This window comes from Bacillus cereus group sp. BfR-BA-01522, from assembly GCF_022662635.1.
Classification (GTDB): domain Bacteria; phylum Bacillota; class Bacilli; order Bacillales; family Bacillaceae_G; genus Bacillus_A; species Bacillus_A cytotoxicus.
Genome location: NZ_JAKUDY010000005.1, coordinates 71,080 through 91,339 on the forward strand (window position 1 = coordinate 71,080; position 20,260 = coordinate 91,339).

A 20,260-nucleotide genomic window follows, 5' to 3' on the forward strand; every position below is an offset into this window, starting at 1 on the left:
TTCATCCCCTCCTATCTCCATTCTTAACGGAGATAGAAGGTTCTATACCCTTACTTTACCAAATACGTTAAACTCTTCGAATACCCTAAATAATCAAGAAAGAAGTTACTTACAGACGTACCAATTGCAATTGTAACAAGAATAAGTAAGATTCTTATTTGCAGTACTTTTCCAGATTTCATTAGGCGTTCGATATGAATTCCTTGCAAAGCCCACCATGTAATGGTAATAAACAATAAATGCGACACCATTGCAATCAGTGCTTGTTGCCCTAAAAGTTGCGCCAAAAAAATCGACCCCTTTTTGACCGGCTTTCATAATTAAGATGTGCATTGCACTCCTAACGCTAGAAGCCATTATACTTTTTCTCGTATATATAGGCGCCATAGCCTTCAAAAAACGAGAAATCATGTTTCTACGTGCGCGTTTGCATGCAAATAAAAAGCGTAGAGGAATCGCTCTACACTTTTTTTATTTCACTATTGTACCATGTTCCCTGTAAAGAAGAAATCCTTCATAAGCGGAAAATAGTCATGAAAGAAATTGTAGCCAATCGCTGGTAAAACTCCGAGCACGACAGTTGCGAATGCGCAGAAGCAAACGACAGCTTTTACACTTATCGGAATGTGCACTCTGTCCCCTTCATTTCCTTTCCGAAAAAATATCTGCTGTAAAATTCGGAAATAATATATATAGGAAATAACCGTTGTTCCCATCATTACAGATGCAAGTACGTAATAAGGCGACTCTATTACAAATGCCCCTAAGAAAATATTTACTTTCCCAATAAAACCAGCTGTTCCTGGAATACCCGCTAAAGATAAAATGAAAATTGTCATCATCATCGCTAGAAATGGTGAACGTTTGTATAAACCAGAGAAAATGTTTATATTTTCATTCTCACTTTGTAAAATTAATGTGTGAATAATCGCAAATGCTCCGGCATTCATCAAGAAATAGGCAAGCATATAAAACCACATACTGTCCATTGTAAAAGGAGATAGCGCCGCTAGCGGAACGAGTAAATAACCAGCATGAGCAATTCCAGAGTAAGCAAATAATCTCTTTATATTATGTTGCTTTAATGCAATCACATTACCAATAATCATCGTAACCCCTGCTAAAATAGCAATATAGACACTCATATAATGAAACAGTGTTTCTTCCTTCCCTTGGATTGTGACGCTTGCAAATGTCATCAAGAATAGCCGCACAATCATAATGAATCCAGCAATTTTAGAAACTGTTCCGAGAAACGCTGTTACTGGTGTCGGTGCCCCTTCGTATACATCCGGCGCCCACATATGAAATGGTGCCGTTGCAATTTTAAATGATAATCCGACGAACATTAATAAGAAGGCAAGTGCTAATAAGAGTTGAATACTACCTGCCACACCTCCAGCAAGAACACGCTGCATTTCCACTATATTTGTTGATCCTGTCATACCATATACATAACTCATTCCAAACAACGTAATAGCTGATGCAATTCCTCCATTAATCACATATTTCATCGCAGCCTCATTTGAAGCACGCCTTTTCTTTCGAATTCCTACTAAAATATACGATGAAAGAGAAAGCAGCTCTAAACTGATAAAGAGTGTAATAAAATCGATGCTAGATGCCATAAACATCGCACCAAGTATCGCCATGAGAAATAAGTAGTAATATTCTCCTTTATATGGAATCGGCTCTTTTTTATCGTCGCTTATCGCGATACATAAAACGAGGAGCGCTCCCACTAAGAGTAATGTTTTAAATCCTTTCGAAAAGCCATCTAATACGAAGGAACCGTCCAAAATGGCTCCTGCTGGTTCATCATAGAGCATAATGAGCGCAAAAAATGAGAAACCCGCGGTAAGAATGGCTCCAAATGATACGTACTTTTGATTTACCTTAAAAAACAAATCAAGAAGCGAGAGAAGAATGGCTCCGCCAAGAAGAATAAACTCCGGAACCATAAGATGCCACGGTAACCGAAACAATACCTCCATATCCATCCTATCTCACCCCCAATGTTTTTAGTGTATCTTGAAGTGGTTCTCCTAATAAATCCGGCAACACACCGATTGTTATGATACATGCAAGTAGCAAAAGAACCGGAATGTACTCCCAACCACGCATATCTGGCTTTCCTTCTAATTCCCGCTTCCCAAACGTTACTTGTAAAGTTGCTCTTAAAACATATGCAGCTGTTAATATAATGCCAAGCACTCCAACTGCGGCTACAATTGGCTTCTCTTGGAATAGACCGAGAAAAGCAAGAAATTCGCTTACAAATCCAGACATTCCCGGCAATCCAAGCGAAGCCATGCTTCCTGCCAATAAACATGCACTAAGTATTGGAACTTGTTTTGCAAGGCCTCCAAGCTTCGTAATGTGAGACGTACCAAATCGTTCTTCAATTACGCCAAGTAGGAAAAAGAGTAGCGCGGCAATTAAACCGTGCGACACGACTTGAAAGAGCGCCCCTTGTACACCTGCTGCATTCAGTGCTGCAAGTCCAATTAGCACAATTCCCATATGCGAAATACTAGAATAGGCCAGCACCTTTCGGAAGTCGGTTTGAATGAAAGCAAGGAAAGCACCGTATAAAAAATTTACTACACCTAAAATAGCCAAGATGGTAGCAAAGCTTTGAAATTGCTCCGGGAATAATCCTTTTCCAAAACGAATCATACCGTACGCCCCAATTTTTAGTAGCACACCCGCATGTATCATCACAACTGCCGGATGTGCTTCTACATGTACATTCACCATCCATCGGTGTAGCGGAAACAACGGTAACTTAATACTAAACGCAAGCATCAATGCGATAAATATGCTGAGCTGGAGCGAATGAGACATCCCATTAAAAAATGATGAATCCGTCCCTGCCAAAATCGTCTTCAACTCTTCAAAATTTGTTGTGCCCGTTTTAGCAAACAAAATGGAGAAAATAATAAGTAAAATCGCTGAACCAATTCCGTTATATATTAAATAGCTATACGCTGCCTGTTCGCTCGACAACTTCCCCCATTTTCCAATTAGCAAAAACATCGGCGGTAATGTAATCTCGAAGAAAATAAAGAATAAAAATAAGTTTTCTGCCGCGAAAACGCCAAGCACTCCAATTTCAAGCGTTAATAACAGCATATAAAAAGCCTTCACCTGATGCTGAATGGAAAAAGCCGTCAGCGCCGCAAGCATGACTAAAAGTGAAGCTAACATCATCATTACTAGGGAAAAACCATCCATTCCAAGTTCATAGTCAATGATAAATAAGCTTTTGTCTAATTCAGGAAAGTTGCCAAATTGAATCCATTTTACCCTTTCTGAAAAAATGGCTAAATTCTTCCCAGAAGCATATGCGCACGCTAAAAGAATCGCTGTTCCAAGCGGAAGCATCGTGCCAAACAAGCCAATCCCGCGCACCGCACGTACCTTTGTTTTTGGTGTAAATAGAAGTAAGAAGATACTAAGAAGTGGGGAGAAAATGAAGAAAGATAATAAGAAAGCACTCATTGCCAATCCCCCCCTGTATATAACAAAATGACAACCAATACTGCCAAAGAAATAGCAGTCACCGTTCCGTACACTTGTACATTACCGTTTTGAAGTTTGGATCCCCCGTAACTCCCCCCTTTAACGAGGCTCTGGATGAGCTTTGCAATTCCCTCCACAATACATACTTCAAAAAGGTGAAGTGTATAAGCAATCCCTTTTACAATCGGCAACACCGTCACATGATATATTTCATCTATATAATATTTTTTTATAAGTAGATGAGATAGAATTGTTCCTTCTCCCCCAGCCCAATCTCTAGAAAGAGAGCGCTTGTTATACATCAAATAGGCAAGGAGAATTCCTCCAAAAGAGACGAGCGTTGCTATGACCATAATCCAAGCTGGCCCGTGTCCTTGTGCTACTTGAAATGAAACATCCTTTATGAGCCAATCTCCAAGAAATGTTCCGAACCAAGGTGTATGAATGTATCCTATTGCAACAGCGAATACTCCAAGAGCAGTCATCGGCAATGTCATAATCCGCGGAGACTCACGTACTTCCCTCTTCGCTCTCTCTTCTCCGGTAAAGACAAGAAAGTATAAACGAAACATATAAAAGGACGTTAAGAACGTTGCTAAAATGGCGAGGACAAATAAAACATAATTGCCGTGCATCCACGTTGCCATTAAAATTTCGTCTTTACTAAAAAAGCCTGAAAAAAACGGAACGCCACTAATTGCAAATGTACCGACTAAAAAGAGTAGTCCTGTAACTTTCATCTTCTTTTGTAAGCCGCCCATCTCATGAATGTTTTGTGTATGCACCGCATGAATGACACTTCCAGCCGCTAAGAACAGAAGTGCCTTAAAAAAGGCGTGTGTCGTTAAATGAAAGATACTAGCGACATATCCCGCTGAACCAAGTGCAAGCATCATATAACCGAGCTGACTTACTGTAGAATACGCTAGAATGCGTTTTATATCTGTTTGTACAAGAGCAATGGACGCTGCAAAAATCGCCGTAAATCCTCCCACAATTGCTACGGTCTGCATAGCTACAGGGCTGGCTACGAAAAGCGGAAACATCGCCGCAACTAAATAGACGCCGGCCGCGACCATCGTCGCCGCATGAATAAGTGCTGAAACTGGCGTAGGCCCTTCCATTGCATCCGGTAGCCACGTATGCAATGGAAATTGTCCCGATTTCCCCACGGCACCAATAAATATGAAAAGCGCTGTAAGTGTAATGATAGAAGGAGAGATAGCCTCCGTTTGTACTGCTTTAAAAATAACATCATAATCAAAACTGCCCGCTTGCCAAAAAAGAAGAATCATCCCGATAAATAAGCAGGCATCGCCAATGCGCGTCATAATAAAAGCTTTTTGGGCAGCTGCTTTTGCCTCTTCTTTAAAAAAGTAAAATCCAATTAATAAAAAGGAACCGAGACCAACAAGCTCCCAAAACACGTAAAGTTGCAATAGATTTGTTGAAATTACAAGCCCAAGCATCGCAAATGTAAATAATCCAAGATACGCATAAAAGACTGACAAACGTTCGTCGCCTTGCATATATCCTTTTGCATACACATGTACAAGAAAACTGACAGTAGTCACAATAAAGAGCATTAACGCATTCAATGCATTCACCTCAAATCCAAATGAAATGTCCACACTCCCAGCCTTTAGCCATAACCAAGTGTGCTTGACATTCTCTGAGGAAAAGCGTTCTAACAAGACGATTACCGCACCCACTAGCGAAAGAAATGCGAAAAGGCTGCCAAGGAGGCTGCTAATTCCTTTTAATTTCCTCCCAAATAAAATGAGTAACATAAACGAAGCAAGCGGGAAAAGCGGTATGAGCCATGCATAATCGATCATCGTTTCCTTCCCCCTTTTCAGTTAGAATTAACCTTTCAACTTATCCATCTCATCGATATTAACAGTTGTACGATTGCGATATAGTGCAATCAAAATTGCGAGTCCAACCGCTGCTTCTGCCGCCGCAACAGACATCGTAAATAAAGAAAAGATTTGCCCTGTTAAGTTCGGAAAAAAACCAAGCTTACTAAAGGCAACTAAGTTTAAATTTGCGGCATTTAACATCAGTTCTATACAGACTAAAACAATCACCGTATTTCGTTTTGTTAAAGCCCCAAATAAACCGATGCAAAATAAAATAATTGCTAAAGTTAAATAGGCCGAAGCGGGGACACTATTCATGAGAATCCCCCTTTTCTTCATCCTTCTTAGCAAGAACAATCGCCCCAACAAGTGCGACAAGTAAGATCACTGATGTTAATTCAAATGGAATTACATATTTCGAATACAAAAGGGTACCAATTTGAAGTGTGTTTTGTTCATGAAGAGGTAAAATATCCTGTGTATTTTGGTTTGCAAAGTCGATGTTATGAACCGCAAAGTACATCACTGTTCCAAATAACATAACTGCGAGGAAAACAATTATTTTGCGAAGACTAAACCTTGACTCATTCTCCGCATCATGCTGCGTTAACATAATGCCAAAGATCATAATAATTGTAATGGCTCCGGAGTAGATTAAAATTTGTGCTACCCCTATAAACTCAGCCGCTAGAAGGAAATATAAACCTGCAATGCTGAGAAATGTAAAAACAAGGGCAAGCATCATATGCATTACTTTCGTTACATTCAGCATAAACACTCCGCCCATAACCGCAGTGAAAGATAATATAAAAAATGCAATCAACTCACCGGTCATGCTTTATTCTCCTTTCTAACGTTTTCATCATTTTCATCTAACCATTGCAAGTTTTTAAATAAATCATCACGTGTATACTCCGCTAGTTCAAAGTTATTTGTCATAACAATAGCCTCTGTCGGACACACTTCCGTACATAAATCACATAGAATACAAATTTCAAAATTAATATCATACGTATCAATGATTTTCCCTTTTTTCGTAGGATCTGGATGCTTTTTTCCGGTTAACTGAATACAATTGGTCGGACAAATATTGGCACATTGATTACAAACAATACACTTTTCCGGATAGAATTTTTGAATGCCGCGAAACCGATCTGGCAGTGGCAATGGTTGATTTGGATAATCGTATGTCACCTTTTTCTTGCTCAAATTACTTAGCGTATATTTCAACCCTTTCAATAACCCTTTCATCTCTTGCTGGCACCTCCTCACAGATTAGAAGAACAACTCCTTAATCAATGCCGTTAAAAAGATATTAGCCAATGCAATCGGTAATAGTACCTTCCAGCCAAACTCCATTAACTGATCCCCCCGCATACGAGGGAATGTAACACGGAACCAAATGAATAAAAAGACAACCGCACTAAATTTGAGTGCAAACCATACAGCGCCTGGAATAAAGTCAAGAAAGAGTACCGGGTTCCAGCCACCTAGGAAGAGTACTGTCATTAAAGAAGCCATTCCAAAGAGATACACATACTCAGCAAGCATAAAGAAGGCCCAGCGAAATCCAGAGTATTCCGTATGATAACCAGAAACAAGTTCAGATTCTGCCTCAGGTAAATCGAATGGTGTCCGATTTAATTCGGCAACCGCCGCAATTAGGAAAATAATAAAGCCGATTGGCTGCGCAAAGATGTACCAAACTTTTTCCTGCGATGCGACGATTTCGTTTAAATTTAGGCTACCCGTCAATAAGACAATGCCGATTACACTCATAACGAGAGGAATTTCGTAGGAAATCATCTGCGCCGCTGCTCGCATCCCGCCGAGCAAAGAATATTTATTATTCGATGCCCAGCCGCCGGTCAAAACGCCAATCGTTGTAATTCCTGAAATAGCAATATAATAAAGAAGGCCAACACCGATATCAGCAAACTGAAATTGAGATGTAAACGGAATAACAGCCAATACCATAAAGGCTGGTGCAAAAGCGATGATCGGTGCCAATATAAATAACGGTTTATCGGCCGCTTTCGGAATACTATCTTCTTTTAAGAGAAGCTTTAGCACATCCGCTACCGTTTGTAATAATCCGAAACGCCCCCCGACTTGGTTTGGGCCGACCCGCCCTTGCATAAATCCCATTACCTTTCGTTCTGCTAAAATCCCGTATGTAACAAAGCCGAGGACTGCAAATAATAGAAGCACAGCTAACCCAAAGAAAATAAAAAAATTCGACCAACTTGCAGATGACTCTAGCAGCCTTTCAACCATTAGCCATCAACCTCCCCAAGCACAATATCAACACCGCCTAAAATCGTAATTAAATTGGCGATATTTTCTCCTTTCAAAAGCTTCGGTAAGATTTGCAGATTGTAAAAAGATGGCCTGCGAAACTTTAAACGATACGGCTCTTTCTTTCCTTCGCTCGCAATATAACAGCCAATTTCTCCGCGCGGCGATTCAATGCGGACGAAAGCCTCGCCCTTAGGAACCTTAATAATCCTCGGCACTTTCGCCATGACACTTCCTTCTTTCGGAAACTGCTCAGCCGCCTGCTCAATAATTTTGAGTGACTCTTCTATTTCCGCCATGCGGCACATATACCGATCCCAAGCATCGCCTACTTCCCCAACAGGGACATCAAAATCAAACTGATTATAAATCGAATACGGTTCATCCTTCCGAATATCCCATTTCACACCTGTACATCTTAAATTTGCTCCGCTCAATGAATAGGAAATCGCTTCTTCTGCGCTATATATACCAATGCCTTTCACACGATTTACAAATATTTCATTTCCACTAACAAGATCATGATATCCTTTCAATTGTTCTCTCATATAAGGAACAAACTCTCTAACCTTTTGAATCCAACCGTCCGGCGCATCCCACTTCACGCCGCCGACGCGCATATAATTAAACGTAAGCCTTGCGCCGCACAGTTCATTTAGAAGATTAATAACCATTTCTCGTTCCCGAAATGCATATAAAAATGGACTCACTGCACCAATATCTAAAAGGTTCGTCCCCCACCAAACAAGATGGCTTGCAACGCGGCCTAGCTCCATTGCGAGGACGCGTAAATACTCAGCACGCTCAGGAATCTCAAGTCCCATCATTGTCTCCACCGCGTGACAAATGACATAATTATTGGTCATGGCAGATAAATAGTCCATTCGATCTGTATACGGAATAATTTGTGTATATTGTAAACTCTCAGCGATTTTTTCTGTTCCGCGGTGCAAGTACCCGATGACAGGCGTAGCTTCTTTAATCGTTTCTCCATCAATTTTAATAATAAGCCGGAATACTCCATGAGTACTCGGGTGCTGTGGCCCCACATTTAGCAACATTTCTTCTGTACGGATCATCTGCGCTACACCTCCACATCAAAAGGTTCATAGTCTTTTCGAAGCGGATGCCCTACCCAGTCATCTGGCATTAAAATGCGCGTTAAATTAGGATGGCCAGTAAAAATCACTCCAAGTAAATCATAAGCTTCGCGCTCGGGCCAATTTGCCCCTTCCCAAAGCGGTGTAATCGAGGCTACTTGCGGCGCCTCCCTTTCTAATTTCACCTTCACCGCCACTGATTGTTTCTTTCCATATGAATATAGGTGTACATACACTTCCATATGCGTCACAAAATCCGTTGCATGCAGCTCTGACATATAATGAAAAGCAAGGCGCTCATGACTCCGTAACAACTCCATTACTTCATAATAATGCTCCTTGCAAACAACAAGCGTCGGAACATCTTTAGACAATCTATTGATATAGAAATCTACCAATGCATGCTCCCCTATTTTTTCCTTAATAAGTTTCGCATATGCCTCTACATATGGCTGATTCGGCGACGGCTTTTCTGGCACTTTCTCTTCTTCCTTTTTACTAGCAGCACTCTTTGCTCGCGCAGCAGCCGCTGCTTTTGCCTTCGCGGCAGCGATTGCTTTCGCTTTTTCATCACCATGTGCCGCGCTCTCTTCCTTCATCTTTCGCTTCGCTAACGCTGCAGCCTTCGCTTTCGCTGCTGCTGCTTTTTTCTCCGCTTCCGTTACTTCATCTCTGCTTACTTCAGCACCCTTTGACAGCGCTTTCTCTTTTTCTTGTTCTCGCGCCTCTATTTTCGATATTTCTGCTTCATGCTTAGCGGCAAGACGCTTTCGTGCCTCTTCCTTTGCACGCCTAGCCGCTTCTCGTTTCATATCCTCTAACTCTTTATTCGGATCACTCATTTATTCGTCACCTGCTTTCCTGTCTTTGCTTCGTAACGAATTTTCTCTTTTAATTTATTAATTCCATAAATTAAGGCAGCTGGGTTAGGGGGACACCCTGGAATATATACATCTACAGGTACAATTTGATCGACGCCTTTTACAACAGCATACGAATTTACGTAAGGACCACCAGCAGTTGCACAAGATCCCATCGCAATAACCCATTTCGGTTCCGGCATCTGATCATATAAACGCCGCACAATCGGAGCCATTTTCTTTGTCACCGTTCCTGAAACAATCATGACATCTGACTGCCTTGGAGATGTCCTGAAAAAAGAGCCAAATCGATCTAAATCGTAATGTGAGGAACCTACTCCCATCATCTCAATCGCGCAGCATGCCAGTCCAAATGTCATCGGCCATAAAGAATTGCTACGTGCCCATCCTTTTATCTGCTCTAATGTTGTAAAAAAGATATTCCTTTCTAATTCCGCTCGCTCCTGTGGATGTAGTTCTTCGAAATTTATAGCCATTGTAACACCTTCTTTTTCCAAGCATAGGCTAATCCTATCAATAACATAGCGACAAAAATGAGCATTTCAATTAATGCAAACAACCCAAGCTTGTCATATGCCACTGCCCACGGATATAAAAATAACGTTTCTACATCAAAAATAACGAATAGTAATGCAAAAATGTAGTAGCGGGCATGAAAGCGAACATTCGCATCATGATACGGCTCAATCCCACTTTCATATGTTGTATTCTTTGCCTCACTTGGTTTATGTGGGCGTAGTAACTTTCCTAATGTCAGAGCGACTACCGGAAGTAATATGCCTAGCAGCAAGAAAATACCAACAATCATGTAACTATTTTCGTATACATTTTCCACTTTGAAACCCTCCCCCATGAATGAAGAACAAGTTCACTTAGTAAACAGTATGTTTCATCTTCTTCTTTTATTATTTTTAAATTTTTCTAAATAATTAGATTATTTCTCTCATTATAACAAAATTTAAATTCCTATGTCGATACATGAAATAGTATGTATATGTATTCCATAAATCGTTCAAACTCTTCTTAAAAGTAGAAATCAAGTTTTTTTGTTAGAACAAATGTAAAGCTGCATTTATTTAAAGTTTATGAAGGTGATTATTTTGGGCAAACAGAACGATTGGCATATTTCAATCCTTATCGGAGCACTAATCTCCTATGTATGTTTCTACTACATACCTATTTATGTTTTTCCGGACAGTTACTATATTACTGACCTTGACATCCGCTTATCTTCCATATTTATTGAAGTGATTGGTCTTATTTCATTATGTTATTCCATTTTATACAAAAAAAAGACGTTTAGACCTTTTTGGATCTTAATCTTAATCGGGGTTCTTTGTTTTTCTATCGGAGATATATTAGGAACTTACCATCCTTTTGAGCTTCCTATGGATGAGTTTGATATTTCAGATCTATTCGTTATGCTTTTTTCTATTTTTTTCCTCTCTGCATTCTTTTATAAACTAATGAAAGAGTGCGATAAATGGGGAAAAGCCTTTCTCATTTGCGACATATGTATCATTGTGACAGCTGTTTTTACCTTAGAGTGGTATTTATTTAATCAACCTTCTATACGTATTTATGACTTGTCAGTTGCAGATGCAGTGATGAAATTTTTCTTTCCAATTACAGATGTATGCTTTCTACTACTTGGAATCAGCTTCTTTTTCTATCCAACAATTTTTAAGTCAAATAAAAAATTATACCTTTTTATTACTGTACTAATTGGGTACGCACTTATTGATTATACATACACTTTTTTTGCAGATGATTTACCAAGTTATATCATTGTTAGCCTTCGAGCTCTTTACCGAGTTTTATTATTATGTATTGCAATCGCTGCAGCTATTCGCGATACTACAAGCAGAACATCTTACTTTATTATGAATCCCGTATTAGGAAAGCAACTACTTATTATCTTTCCTTATCTTGCGATTACCATTTTAATTGGCTTTACATTAAAAGAAAACACAGCTTCTCCAACTCTAATTATAGGAAATTGTATTACTTTTATCTTTTCGTTAATTCGGCATGTGCTTGCAAGAATGCAAAATAGAGAGTTAACGAAAGCCTTACAATCATTTAATAAGCAGTTAGAAGATACGGTAAAGCAAAGAACAAGTGACTTAATGTTACAAACCGAAATTGCCAATAGGAAACAACAAAAATTTCAATCGTTACACGAATATCACCCTGATCCAATCTTTACGATTGATTTAAATGGGGTTGTTTCAAATGTTAATAAAGCAGGAAGTACAATGCTAAAAGTTCCTGTTAGTGAATTATTAGGAAAATCGTGGTTCTCTATTGTTATCGACAGAGATAAACCTAAATTTGCCGCGGCAATTCAAAACGCAAAGGAGAAAGTATCGACTTCTTTTGAAATACTCGCTAACTATAACAGGCAAGCTTACTCTTTCAACTTAACAATCGTCCCAATTATATTGAATGAGCAAGTAACTGGTATTTATATTCTCGTTAAAGATATTACGGAAATGAAAAGACAACAAGAACAAATTCATTATTTAGCATTCCATGACTCTTTAACTACTCTTGGGAATCGTGCTTTCTTCCAAAGAAAATTAGAGGATTATATTAAACAATCCGAAATAAATGATAGAAAATTCGCATTACTTTTTATAGATATAAATCGCTTTAATCTTATTAACGATACACTGGGACATAAGGCCGGAGACATTGTACTCAGAGAAGTTGCAACTCGCTTACAATCTTGTATTCCTCAAGATACTCCGCTAGCGAGAATTGGCGGAGATGAGTTTACCATTTTAATTCGTAATGCTACCGACAAAGAATCATTATTAGACTTGTGCAACGAGCTGATTCATACTGTAAAAAAACCTATGCAAGTTCATAACCATACTTACCACCTATCGCTTAGCATTGGTATTGCAATTTATCCAGAAGCCGGAACAGATACTACTTTACTACTCCAACACGCAGATATAGCAATGCATGATGCAAAGCTGAAAACGGAGCATGCCATTTCCTTCTATGATGAATCTTTGTCAAAACAAATGGGAAGACGCTTACGTTTAGAAAAAGATTTGCCAAAAGCAATCGAAAATGAAGAATTCTTCTTATTATATCAACCGCAAGTAGACAGTAGTTCTTATGAAGTGATTGGTGCCGAAGCACTCATTCGCTGGAATCATCCAGAATTGGGTATTGTATCTCCTTACGAATTTATTCCAATTGCTGAAGAAAGTATGCACATTCTTGAAATTGGAAAATGGGCCTTACAAAAAGCTTGTACGCAAATGAAAGAATGGCAAACACTTGGATATTCTCATTTAAAAATTGGAGTAAATGTGTCAGCTAAAGGGTTTCAACAAGATTTGTTTGTCCCATCCGTTCTTTCCATTCTAAAAGAAACTGGATTAGCACCACATTGTCTAGATCTCGAATTAACGGAACGAATTGCCATGGTGGATGAAAAAGAAACATTGCAAAAACTTCGTAAGCTAAAAGAGATCGGTGTGCATATATCAATCGATGACTTTGGAACAGGCTATTCCTCGCTAGCCTATTTACCTTTATATCCAATTGATATGCTTAAAATTCCACGTGAATTTATTTTAATGGCTGATGAATCTAAAGAAGGAAAAGAAATTATTACAACAATTATTTCATTATCTCATACGTTGCATATGTCTGTTATTGCAGAAGGGGTAGAAACAAAACAACAATTACAGTTTTTACAGCAAAATGGTTGTCACTACGTACAAGGATATTATTTTAGCAAGCCCCTTGCTCCAGAGGACTTGCTTTTATTTTTACAAACCCATGTGCGTTGCAATAAATAATTAGGATGAAATAAGATGCACATTTTATAAACATGTGCATCTTTCCTTTACTATTTTTACTATTGGCATAAAATATGTACAATAAAGCGAAACTTTAATCAATGGGCTTTCTCCAACCCCACTGATTATAAGCTCGACTGCTTCTCTCCACATCTTGAGATAGGAGTCTTACTGCCCTAAAATAACGGGATAAAATATGAAAACAATATTCATCCCATACAAATTCTACAAAAGAGCATATAATAAAATAATTTATATTTTCTATACCGCAGGTGAATTACATGAAGATAAAAACACACGTAACGATTCTTATAAGTAGTTTACTTATTTATCTTAGCATTCATTATATCGGGGTACTCATTTATTCGAAAGACTCTCTTGTATTTCAAATCATGATATGGGTAACAACAATTTTAGTTGATATGATCATTTGTAGTTACTTAGTCTATTTTTCATCCATTAAACGCGGTCATGCTTATCGATTTTGGATGCTACTTACATTCGGTTCCATTTTATATTTTATTGGTGATATCATCGTTGCTTACCAACGCTTGATTTTACATGACTCTGCTATATTTGTTGATCCGTCCGACTTTTTTTATTTATTATGTCTCATTATCTTTGTAGCTGCCTTCTTATATGAATTACTTTATGACCGAAATATATGGGAACAGTTATTTATCATATGCGATGTTTGTATTGTCGTGACTGCACAATTTACATTAAGCTATTACCTTCTTATTGAGCAGGCTATCCATATTATCGCTACCACTTACCTTAATATAATCGTACAACTCATGTATCCCATGGCAAACTTATTATTTCTTCTAATAGGTATTAGCTTATTATTTCGACCGCTGTCACTTCTTTCAAAACAAGTTTCCATCTTTTTAGCAACTTCAGTCATTGGTTATGCAAGTATTGATTCCATCTATGCTTATTTGAAATACTTTACAGCTGAGCATTCTGGATTTATAATCGCGCCTTTATATCAATTTTTTTTAATGCTTATTGTTATCGCTTGTGTGCTTCACACCAAAGAAGCAGAGCACACTGAGCAAGTATTACTAACACCGCAAATCGGTGAAGCAATTCATTTATCGCTACCCTATCTCTCTGTTATTGCTCTTAGTACATTTGTATTAATAGAGCGTGCTTTTTCACCCATATTAGTAATAGGCCTTATTGTTACATTTTTCTTTGTATTGATACGCCATATTTTAGTTCGTAGACAAAATAAAGAACTACTGCTAACGCAGATGCGGTTTAACCAACATTTAGAAGAACAAATCGAGTTACGCACACAAGATTTAGTGCAGCAAAAAGATGCGTTATATCGGAGCAAAAAAATGTTCGAATCTCTATATGAACACCATCCTGATCCTATTTTCACATTGGATTTGCACGGCAATTTCTTAAATGTAAATCATGCTGGAATTACATTGCTTGGTTATCAAACAAACGAACTGTTAAATCAGCCTTATTACTCACTTGTATACGAGAAAGACTTAAAGAAAATAATAGATGCGTTTCATCATGTGAAACGAGGGAACTCGATTTCGTTAGAGATACGAGCATACCATAAAAATAGAGATATTTACTTTTTGCACGTTACAGCTGTTCCTATTATCTTAAAAGAGCATATTCCGGGTGTCTATTTAATGATTAAAGATATTACAGAAAGCAAACAACAACAAGAACAAATTAACTTCCTAGCATATCATGACACATTAACTGAACTTTCCAACCGCCGCTCCTTTCACAAGCAACTGGAAGAGGCCATTGTACGAGCTAAAATAACAAAACAACCTTTTGCTGTTTTGTTCCTTGATTTAGATCGTTTCAAGATTATCAATGACACTCTTGGACATCGAATCGGAGACCTTCTTTTAATTGCTATAGCCAAAAGGCTGAAACAAATTTCAAATCCAAATGTAAAACTTGCACGGCTTGCCGGAGATGAATTTACGCTCCTCATCGAAAATATTAAACACACAGCTGAAGTTCAAACAGTAGCAGATCATATTTTGGCCGCATTAAATGAACCATTTCAAATTGAAAATCATCATTTACAAATTTCATCGAGTATTGGTATTGCTATTTACCCAGAAGCCGGTGAAGATCCGATGTCAATTTTGCAGCATGCTGACATGGCAATGTATGAAACAAAAAACAAAGGAAAAAATGGAAGCTCTATCTATACACAGGAGCTATACGAAAAGATGGAGCGTAAATCACGAATTGAAAAAGATTTCCCACTTGCCCTGGCAAATAACCAATTCTTTATTTCGTATCAACCACAAGTTGATATTAGAACGAAAAAAATAGTTGGCGCAGAAGCTTTAATCCGCTGGAATCATCCAATTCTAGGTAATATCTCACCTTGTGAGTTCATTCCGATTGTCGAAGAAACGCCTCAAATCATTCCGCTTGGTCATTGGATGTTAAAAGAATCATGCAAGCAATTAAAGTATTGGCATAAGCTTGGCTATGCTGATTTGAAAATAAGCGTTAACTTATCAGCAAAAGAATTTCAACAAGATAACTTAATCGAAAACATCTTAACAATACTTAAGGAGGTACAAGTAGAACCGAGATTTCTCATACTGGAATTAACTGAACGCATCGCCATGATAAATGAAAAAGAAACATTACTAAAGCTTAAAAAGTTAAAAGAGCATGGCATTCAAACTTCAATTGATGACTTTGGCACAGGTTACTCTTCTCTAGCTTACTTATCCCTTTTCCCAATTGATGCATTAAAAGTGCCACGAGAATTTACACAACTGGCCGATCAGCGAGAAGAAGAAAGAGCTATTATTTCTACAATACTTTCACTTGCAAATACATTAAACCTTTCCGTCGTTGCCGAGGGGATTGAGACGGAAAAACAATTTGACTTTTTGCAAGCTAACAATTGCCGATACATGCAAGGGTATTACTTTAGTAAACCACTTACAAGTAAACAGTTCTTAAACTTTCTACAAAAACACCCTTTCTAAACAGAATGATTTAGAAAGGGGGTTTTTTGATTGCTGTCTTTTCAATTAACCTTGTGTAATTTCCTCATAAAATGCTGCGCTTGTGGTATAGAAATATGGAATTAACCATAGGAATCCAATTCCAAGTGTAACAATACTTCATAAAAACCATCCAATAAAACTTAAGCATACTAGAAAATAAGCCATTTTATGCCCATCCATTATGCGACGACTTTCTGTAATCGCTTGATTCATTGTATATTCAGGATGATTGTTCAAAATGAAGTACGTCATCGCATAGGAGAAGGACTTAATAATCCCTGGAATAATCAATAATAATGTCCATAAAATCAAGTATACATATATTAATAAATATGTAAAAAACGACTTTATCAAATTCTTTTCATCTGTAAACCAGCTAAATAGTTTCCTTACTTCTACATCTTGCTCACGAACCGCACGCAACACAAGGGTGTATGCTCCTAAAGTTAGCGGCCCAATAATAAACATTGCAACAACATCTACTGAAAGAGATCTACTTGCCTCTTTCTAGTCCCCATTTCCCTTCTAAGGCATCAAGAGCCCTTCCTTTTAAATCACTAATCATGTAAATCCTCCAGCTTCTATTTTATCATCAGATAGTCTATAAAAAGCGAGAGCACATTATCCTTGCACTCTCCACTCCATATCCTTTTAGTATAATTCTTTTTCTGATATATATCGATAAAAATGAGCTGTTGTTGTAGTGAAATAAGGATATAACCAAAGTAAGCCAATCCCAAGTGTAAACATAGCTAAAATTCCCCAACCAATAAAGCTAAGCCATAAAAGAAATAAATCCAGTTTATGTCCTTTCATGATGGACTTACTTTCTTTTAACGCTTGTAAAACACTGTATTCCGGATTCTCTACTAGAATATAAAACGTCATCGCATACGAAAAATAAGCAATGATAGATACTATAATTGAAATGAATAGGAGGCCAAGCACAACGATAACTAACGCTTCACTTTCAGGTGGATTATTTTCATCCCCAATTACAAACATTAATATTCCTATAAATACGATAGGAAGCCAAGATAGCGAATATACAAGTAAACCTAACATCGCTTTTATCGACTTCCAAATTCTACTTAACCCACGAAACCCTTCAAATAAATAATCTATCGTAACATTATTTCTCTTACTTATATTGACATACAAATTCGTATAGCCATATGCCATAATTCCATATGATCCATAATTCACAATGAGCATCAATATATACATAAAAATTAATAAAATAACAGCACCAATTGCTGCCGCTCCCTCTTCAAATGCATACACTGAGTCGCCGATCGCCATTATGAACAGCAATACTGGAATAATAACTATTAATGATACAACTAGCGAAACAATATAATTTAAAACAAATTGTAAAATTGTTGAGCCTACACCAAGCCCCCATTTCCCCTTTAGTGATTGCAAGGCTTCTCGTTTCATTTCACTAATCATTTTCCCCTCTCCTTTCATACGCCATATATACTATTTATATAAAAACACCTTCTCATTATATCATTTTTTGCGATATTTTCTATAAATTCTAAATTTAACTTATTTAGGGAAATAAAGCGAAACTTTAATCAGTGGGGAGGTTCTTCATCCCCACTGATTATGAGCCCTCACCAATCGGGCTGTTACGGGCAGCCTTGCTCCCACCTATCTTCCTTGCTTCTCTCTGCATCTTAAGGTGGGAGTCTTACTGCCTTAAAATGGCGGGATAAAAAAATCCGTAAAGGTAAGAACCTTTACGGATTTTTTACTTCATGTTAGAAACGTCCAAACGATTAATTGCACGTTTTAGCGCTAATTCTGCACGCTTAAAGTCAACATGGGCTTGCTTATCTTGCAGACGTTGCTCAGCACGACGCTTCGCTTCATTTGCACGATGAGTATCAATATGGTTCGCTTCTTCAGCAGATGTTGCTAATACTGTTACTTTATCTGGACGAACTTCGATAAAGCCCCCGCTTACTGCTACATAATCAGTATGACCGCCATTTTTCAAACGAACCGCACTAATTTTAAGCGGCGCAACAGTGGGAATGTGACCTGGTAAAATCCCCATCTCCCCACTTTCTGCCTTAACGCTTACCATTTCTACTTCTTTTTCATAAACCGGTCCATCAGGAGTTACAATACTGACTGGAAATGTCTTCATAATTCGTCCCTCCTAAGGCCTTACGCCATCATTTTCTTCGCGTTTTCAACAACTTCTTCAATTCCACCTACTAAGCGGAATGCATCTTCTGGAAGATCATCATGTTTACCTTCTAGAATTTCTTTGAAACCACGAACTGTTTCTTTTACAGGTACATAAGATCCCGGTTGACCTGTAAACTGTTCCGCTACGTGGAAGTTTTGTGATAAGAAGAATTGAATGCGACGAGCGCGATGTACAACTAACTTATCTTCTTCAGATAACTCATCCATACCTAAGATAGCGATAATATCTTGAAGCTCTTTATAACGTTGAAGAGTTTGCTGTACTTGACGAGCAACCTCATAGTGCTCTTCTCCTACGATTTCTGGAGAAAGTGCACGAGATGTAGAAGCTAATGGATCTACCGCTGGATAAATACCCATTTGCGTTAAACGACGCTCTAGGTTTGTTGTTGCATCTAAGTGAGCGAACGTTGTAGCAGGTGCTGGGTCAGTGTAGTCATCGGCTGGTACATATACCGCTTGGATAGACGTAATAGACCCTTTATTTGTTGATGTAATACGTTCTTGTAATTGCCCCATTTCCGTTGCAAGTGTTGGTTGGTAACCTACCGCAGATGGCATGCGACCAAGAAGGGCAGATACTTCAGAACCCGCTTGCGTGAAACGGAAGATGTTATCGATGAACAATAGTACGTCTTGTCCTTGCTCATCGCGGAAATGTTCAGCCATTGTTAATCCTGTTAATGCAACACGTTGACGTGCACCAGGTGGCTCGTTCATTTGTCCGAATACCATCGCTGTTTTCTTGATTACACCAGAATCACTCATTTCATGGTATAAATCGTTCCCTTCACGAGTACGCTCACCTACACCAGCGAATACAGAAATACCACCGTGTTCTTGTGCGATATTGTTGATTAATTCCTGAATTAATACTGTTTTACCTACACCGGCACCACCGAATAGACCGATTTTACCACCTTTAATGTATGGAGCAAGTAAGTCTACTACTTTAATACCAGTTTCAAGAATTTCTACTTTCGTAGATAATTCTTCGAATGCAGGTGCTTGACGGTGAATTGGGTCACGGCGTACATCCGCTGGAATTTCACCATCTAAGTCAATTGCTTCACCTAATACGTTAAATACACGACCAAGTGTTGCATCACCAACTGGAACTGAGATTGGTCGACCAGTGTCTTCTACTTCTGTGCCACGAACAAGTCCATCAGTAGAAGACATCGCAACCGTACGAACTGTGTCATCACCTAAGTGAAGTGCAACTTCTAAAGTTAAGTTAACTTCATCTTTTTTAATTCTAAGGGCATTGTAGATTTCAGGTAGCTTTCCGCCGTCAAACTTAACGTCTACAACCGGACCCATGATTTGCGTAACGCGCCCTTTATTCATCGGGTTCCCTCCTAGCTTTCTTTATATTAGCCAGCTTTCTATCAGTCGGCTTTCAATTTTTTTGAATGAGCTTTCAGCAGCTTGAATGCTCGGTGACTTCGCTTCTACCGACGAGACAAAGCACGCCTCTTCGCCTAAAGTTCCATCCTCGTCACATTCAGAACGAGCCGCTTC

The 20,260-nt window shown here is 38.4% G+C and carries 17 protein-coding genes and 1 pseudogene; 2 read left to right on the plus strand and 16 right to left on the minus strand.

Annotated features, from left to right (window positions below; translation table 11 throughout):
* Window positions 1–50: 50 nt before the first annotated feature.
* From MR059_RS09225 to MR059_RS09280, 12 genes are all read right to left on the minus strand, one after another.
* Complete coding sequence (locus tag MR059_RS09225; protein ID WP_012096256.1) at window positions 51–287, minus strand: DUF1146 family protein; 237 nt, start codon at window positions 285–287, stop codon at window positions 51–53.
* 192 nt (window positions 288–479) lie between these two features.
* On the minus strand, window positions 480–1,994 hold the full coding sequence (gene nuoN / locus MR059_RS09230; protein WP_375364716.1) for an NADH-quinone oxidoreductase subunit NuoN: 1,515 nt from the start codon (window positions 1,992–1,994) through the stop codon (window positions 480–482).
* Window positions 1,995–2,001: 7 nt separating this feature from the next.
* Window positions 2,002–3,504, minus strand: coding sequence for an NADH-quinone oxidoreductase subunit M (locus tag MR059_RS09235; RefSeq protein ID WP_242161733.1), 1,503 nt, complete (start codon window positions 3,502–3,504; stop codon window positions 2,002–2,004).
* Entirely contained in the window at window positions 3,501–5,363 is a 1,863-nt protein-coding gene (gene nuoL / locus MR059_RS09240) for an NADH-quinone oxidoreductase subunit L (protein WP_242161734.1), read from the minus strand. Before nuoL ends, MR059_RS09235 begins: the two co-directional genes overlap by 4 nt.
* Before the next feature lie 27 nt (window positions 5,364–5,390).
* Window positions 5,391–5,705, minus strand: coding sequence for an NADH-quinone oxidoreductase subunit NuoK (gene nuoK / locus MR059_RS09245; RefSeq protein ID WP_242161735.1), 315 nt, complete (start codon window positions 5,703–5,705; stop codon window positions 5,391–5,393).
* Window positions 5,698–6,222 (minus strand): NADH-quinone oxidoreductase subunit J, encoded by a 525-nt coding sequence (locus MR059_RS09250; RefSeq protein ID WP_242161736.1) that lies wholly within the window; start codon window positions 6,220–6,222, stop codon window positions 5,698–5,700. Before MR059_RS09250 ends, nuoK begins: the two co-directional genes overlap by 8 nt.
* The gene (gene nuoI / locus MR059_RS09255; RefSeq protein WP_012096262.1) at window positions 6,219–6,638 is read right to left on the minus strand and encodes an NADH-quinone oxidoreductase subunit NuoI; all 420 of its coding nucleotides are present in this window, start codon (window positions 6,636–6,638) and stop codon (window positions 6,219–6,221) included. Before nuoI ends, MR059_RS09250 begins: the two co-directional genes overlap by 4 nt.
* Window positions 6,639–6,662: 24 nt before the next feature.
* A complete protein-coding gene (gene nuoH, locus MR059_RS09260) occupies window positions 6,663–7,664 on the minus strand; it encodes an NADH-quinone oxidoreductase subunit NuoH (protein WP_012096263.1) in 1,002 nt (333 codons plus the stop codon).
* A complete protein-coding gene (locus tag MR059_RS09265; protein ID WP_210370630.1) occupies window positions 7,664–8,764 on the minus strand; it encodes an NADH-quinone oxidoreductase subunit D in 1,101 nt (366 codons plus the stop codon). The genes nuoH and MR059_RS09265 overlap by 1 nt, the downstream gene beginning before the upstream one ends.
* A gap of 5 nt (window positions 8,765–8,769) precedes the next feature.
* The gene (locus MR059_RS09270; protein WP_087095606.1) at window positions 8,770–9,627 is read right to left on the minus strand and encodes an NADH-quinone oxidoreductase subunit C; all 858 of its coding nucleotides are present in this window, start codon (window positions 9,625–9,627) and stop codon (window positions 8,770–8,772) included.
* On the minus strand, window positions 9,624–10,142 hold the full coding sequence (gene nuoB, locus MR059_RS09275; RefSeq protein ID WP_087095607.1) for an NADH-quinone oxidoreductase subunit NuoB: 519 nt from the start codon (window positions 10,140–10,142) through the stop codon (window positions 9,624–9,626). The genes MR059_RS09270 and nuoB overlap by 4 nt, the downstream gene beginning before the upstream one ends.
* The gene (locus MR059_RS09280; RefSeq protein WP_012096267.1) at window positions 10,133–10,501 is read right to left on the minus strand and encodes an NADH-quinone oxidoreductase subunit A; all 369 of its coding nucleotides are present in this window, start codon (window positions 10,499–10,501) and stop codon (window positions 10,133–10,135) included. Before MR059_RS09280 ends, nuoB begins: the two co-directional genes overlap by 10 nt.
* Window positions 10,502–10,751: 250 nt before the next feature.
* Here MR059_RS09280 and MR059_RS09285 point away from each other — a divergent pair, with 250 nt between their 5' ends.
* Both MR059_RS09285 and MR059_RS09290 read left to right on the plus strand, forming a co-directional pair.
* A complete protein-coding gene (locus MR059_RS09285) occupies window positions 10,752–13,490 on the plus strand; it encodes a sensor domain-containing protein (protein WP_048723543.1) in 2,739 nt (912 codons plus the stop codon).
* A 281-nt stretch (window positions 13,491–13,771) separates the two neighbouring features.
* The gene (locus tag MR059_RS09290; RefSeq protein ID WP_012096268.1) at window positions 13,772–16,492 is read left to right on the plus strand and encodes a putative bifunctional diguanylate cyclase/phosphodiesterase; all 2,721 of its coding nucleotides are present in this window, start codon (window positions 13,772–13,774) and stop codon (window positions 16,490–16,492) included.
* A 45-nt stretch (window positions 16,493–16,537) separates the two neighbouring features.
* On the opposite strand, the pseudogene MR059_RS09295 reads toward MR059_RS09290, so the two are convergent.
* The 4 genes and pseudogenes from MR059_RS09295 to atpD form a co-directional block, all read right to left on the minus strand.
* Window positions 16,538–17,078 (minus strand): annotated as a pseudogene (locus tag MR059_RS09295) (DUF975 family protein).
* Window positions 17,079–17,164: 86 nt separating this feature from the next.
* Window positions 17,165–17,965 carry a DUF975 family protein gene (locus tag MR059_RS09300; RefSeq protein WP_012096270.1) on the minus strand — a complete coding sequence of 267 codons (801 nt, stop codon included), beginning with the start codon at window positions 17,963–17,965 and terminating at the stop codon, window positions 17,165–17,167.
* Window positions 17,966–18,269: 304 nt separating this feature from the next.
* Window positions 18,270–18,671, minus strand: coding sequence for a F0F1 ATP synthase subunit epsilon (locus MR059_RS09305; RefSeq protein ID WP_012096271.1), 402 nt, complete (start codon window positions 18,669–18,671; stop codon window positions 18,270–18,272).
* Window positions 18,672–18,691: 20 nt separating this feature from the next.
* Window positions 18,692–20,086 carry a F0F1 ATP synthase subunit beta gene (atpD, locus tag MR059_RS09310; RefSeq protein WP_012096272.1) on the minus strand — a complete coding sequence of 465 codons (1,395 nt, stop codon included), beginning with the start codon at window positions 20,084–20,086 and terminating at the stop codon, window positions 18,692–18,694.
* Window positions 20,087–20,260: the final 174 nt, after the last annotated feature.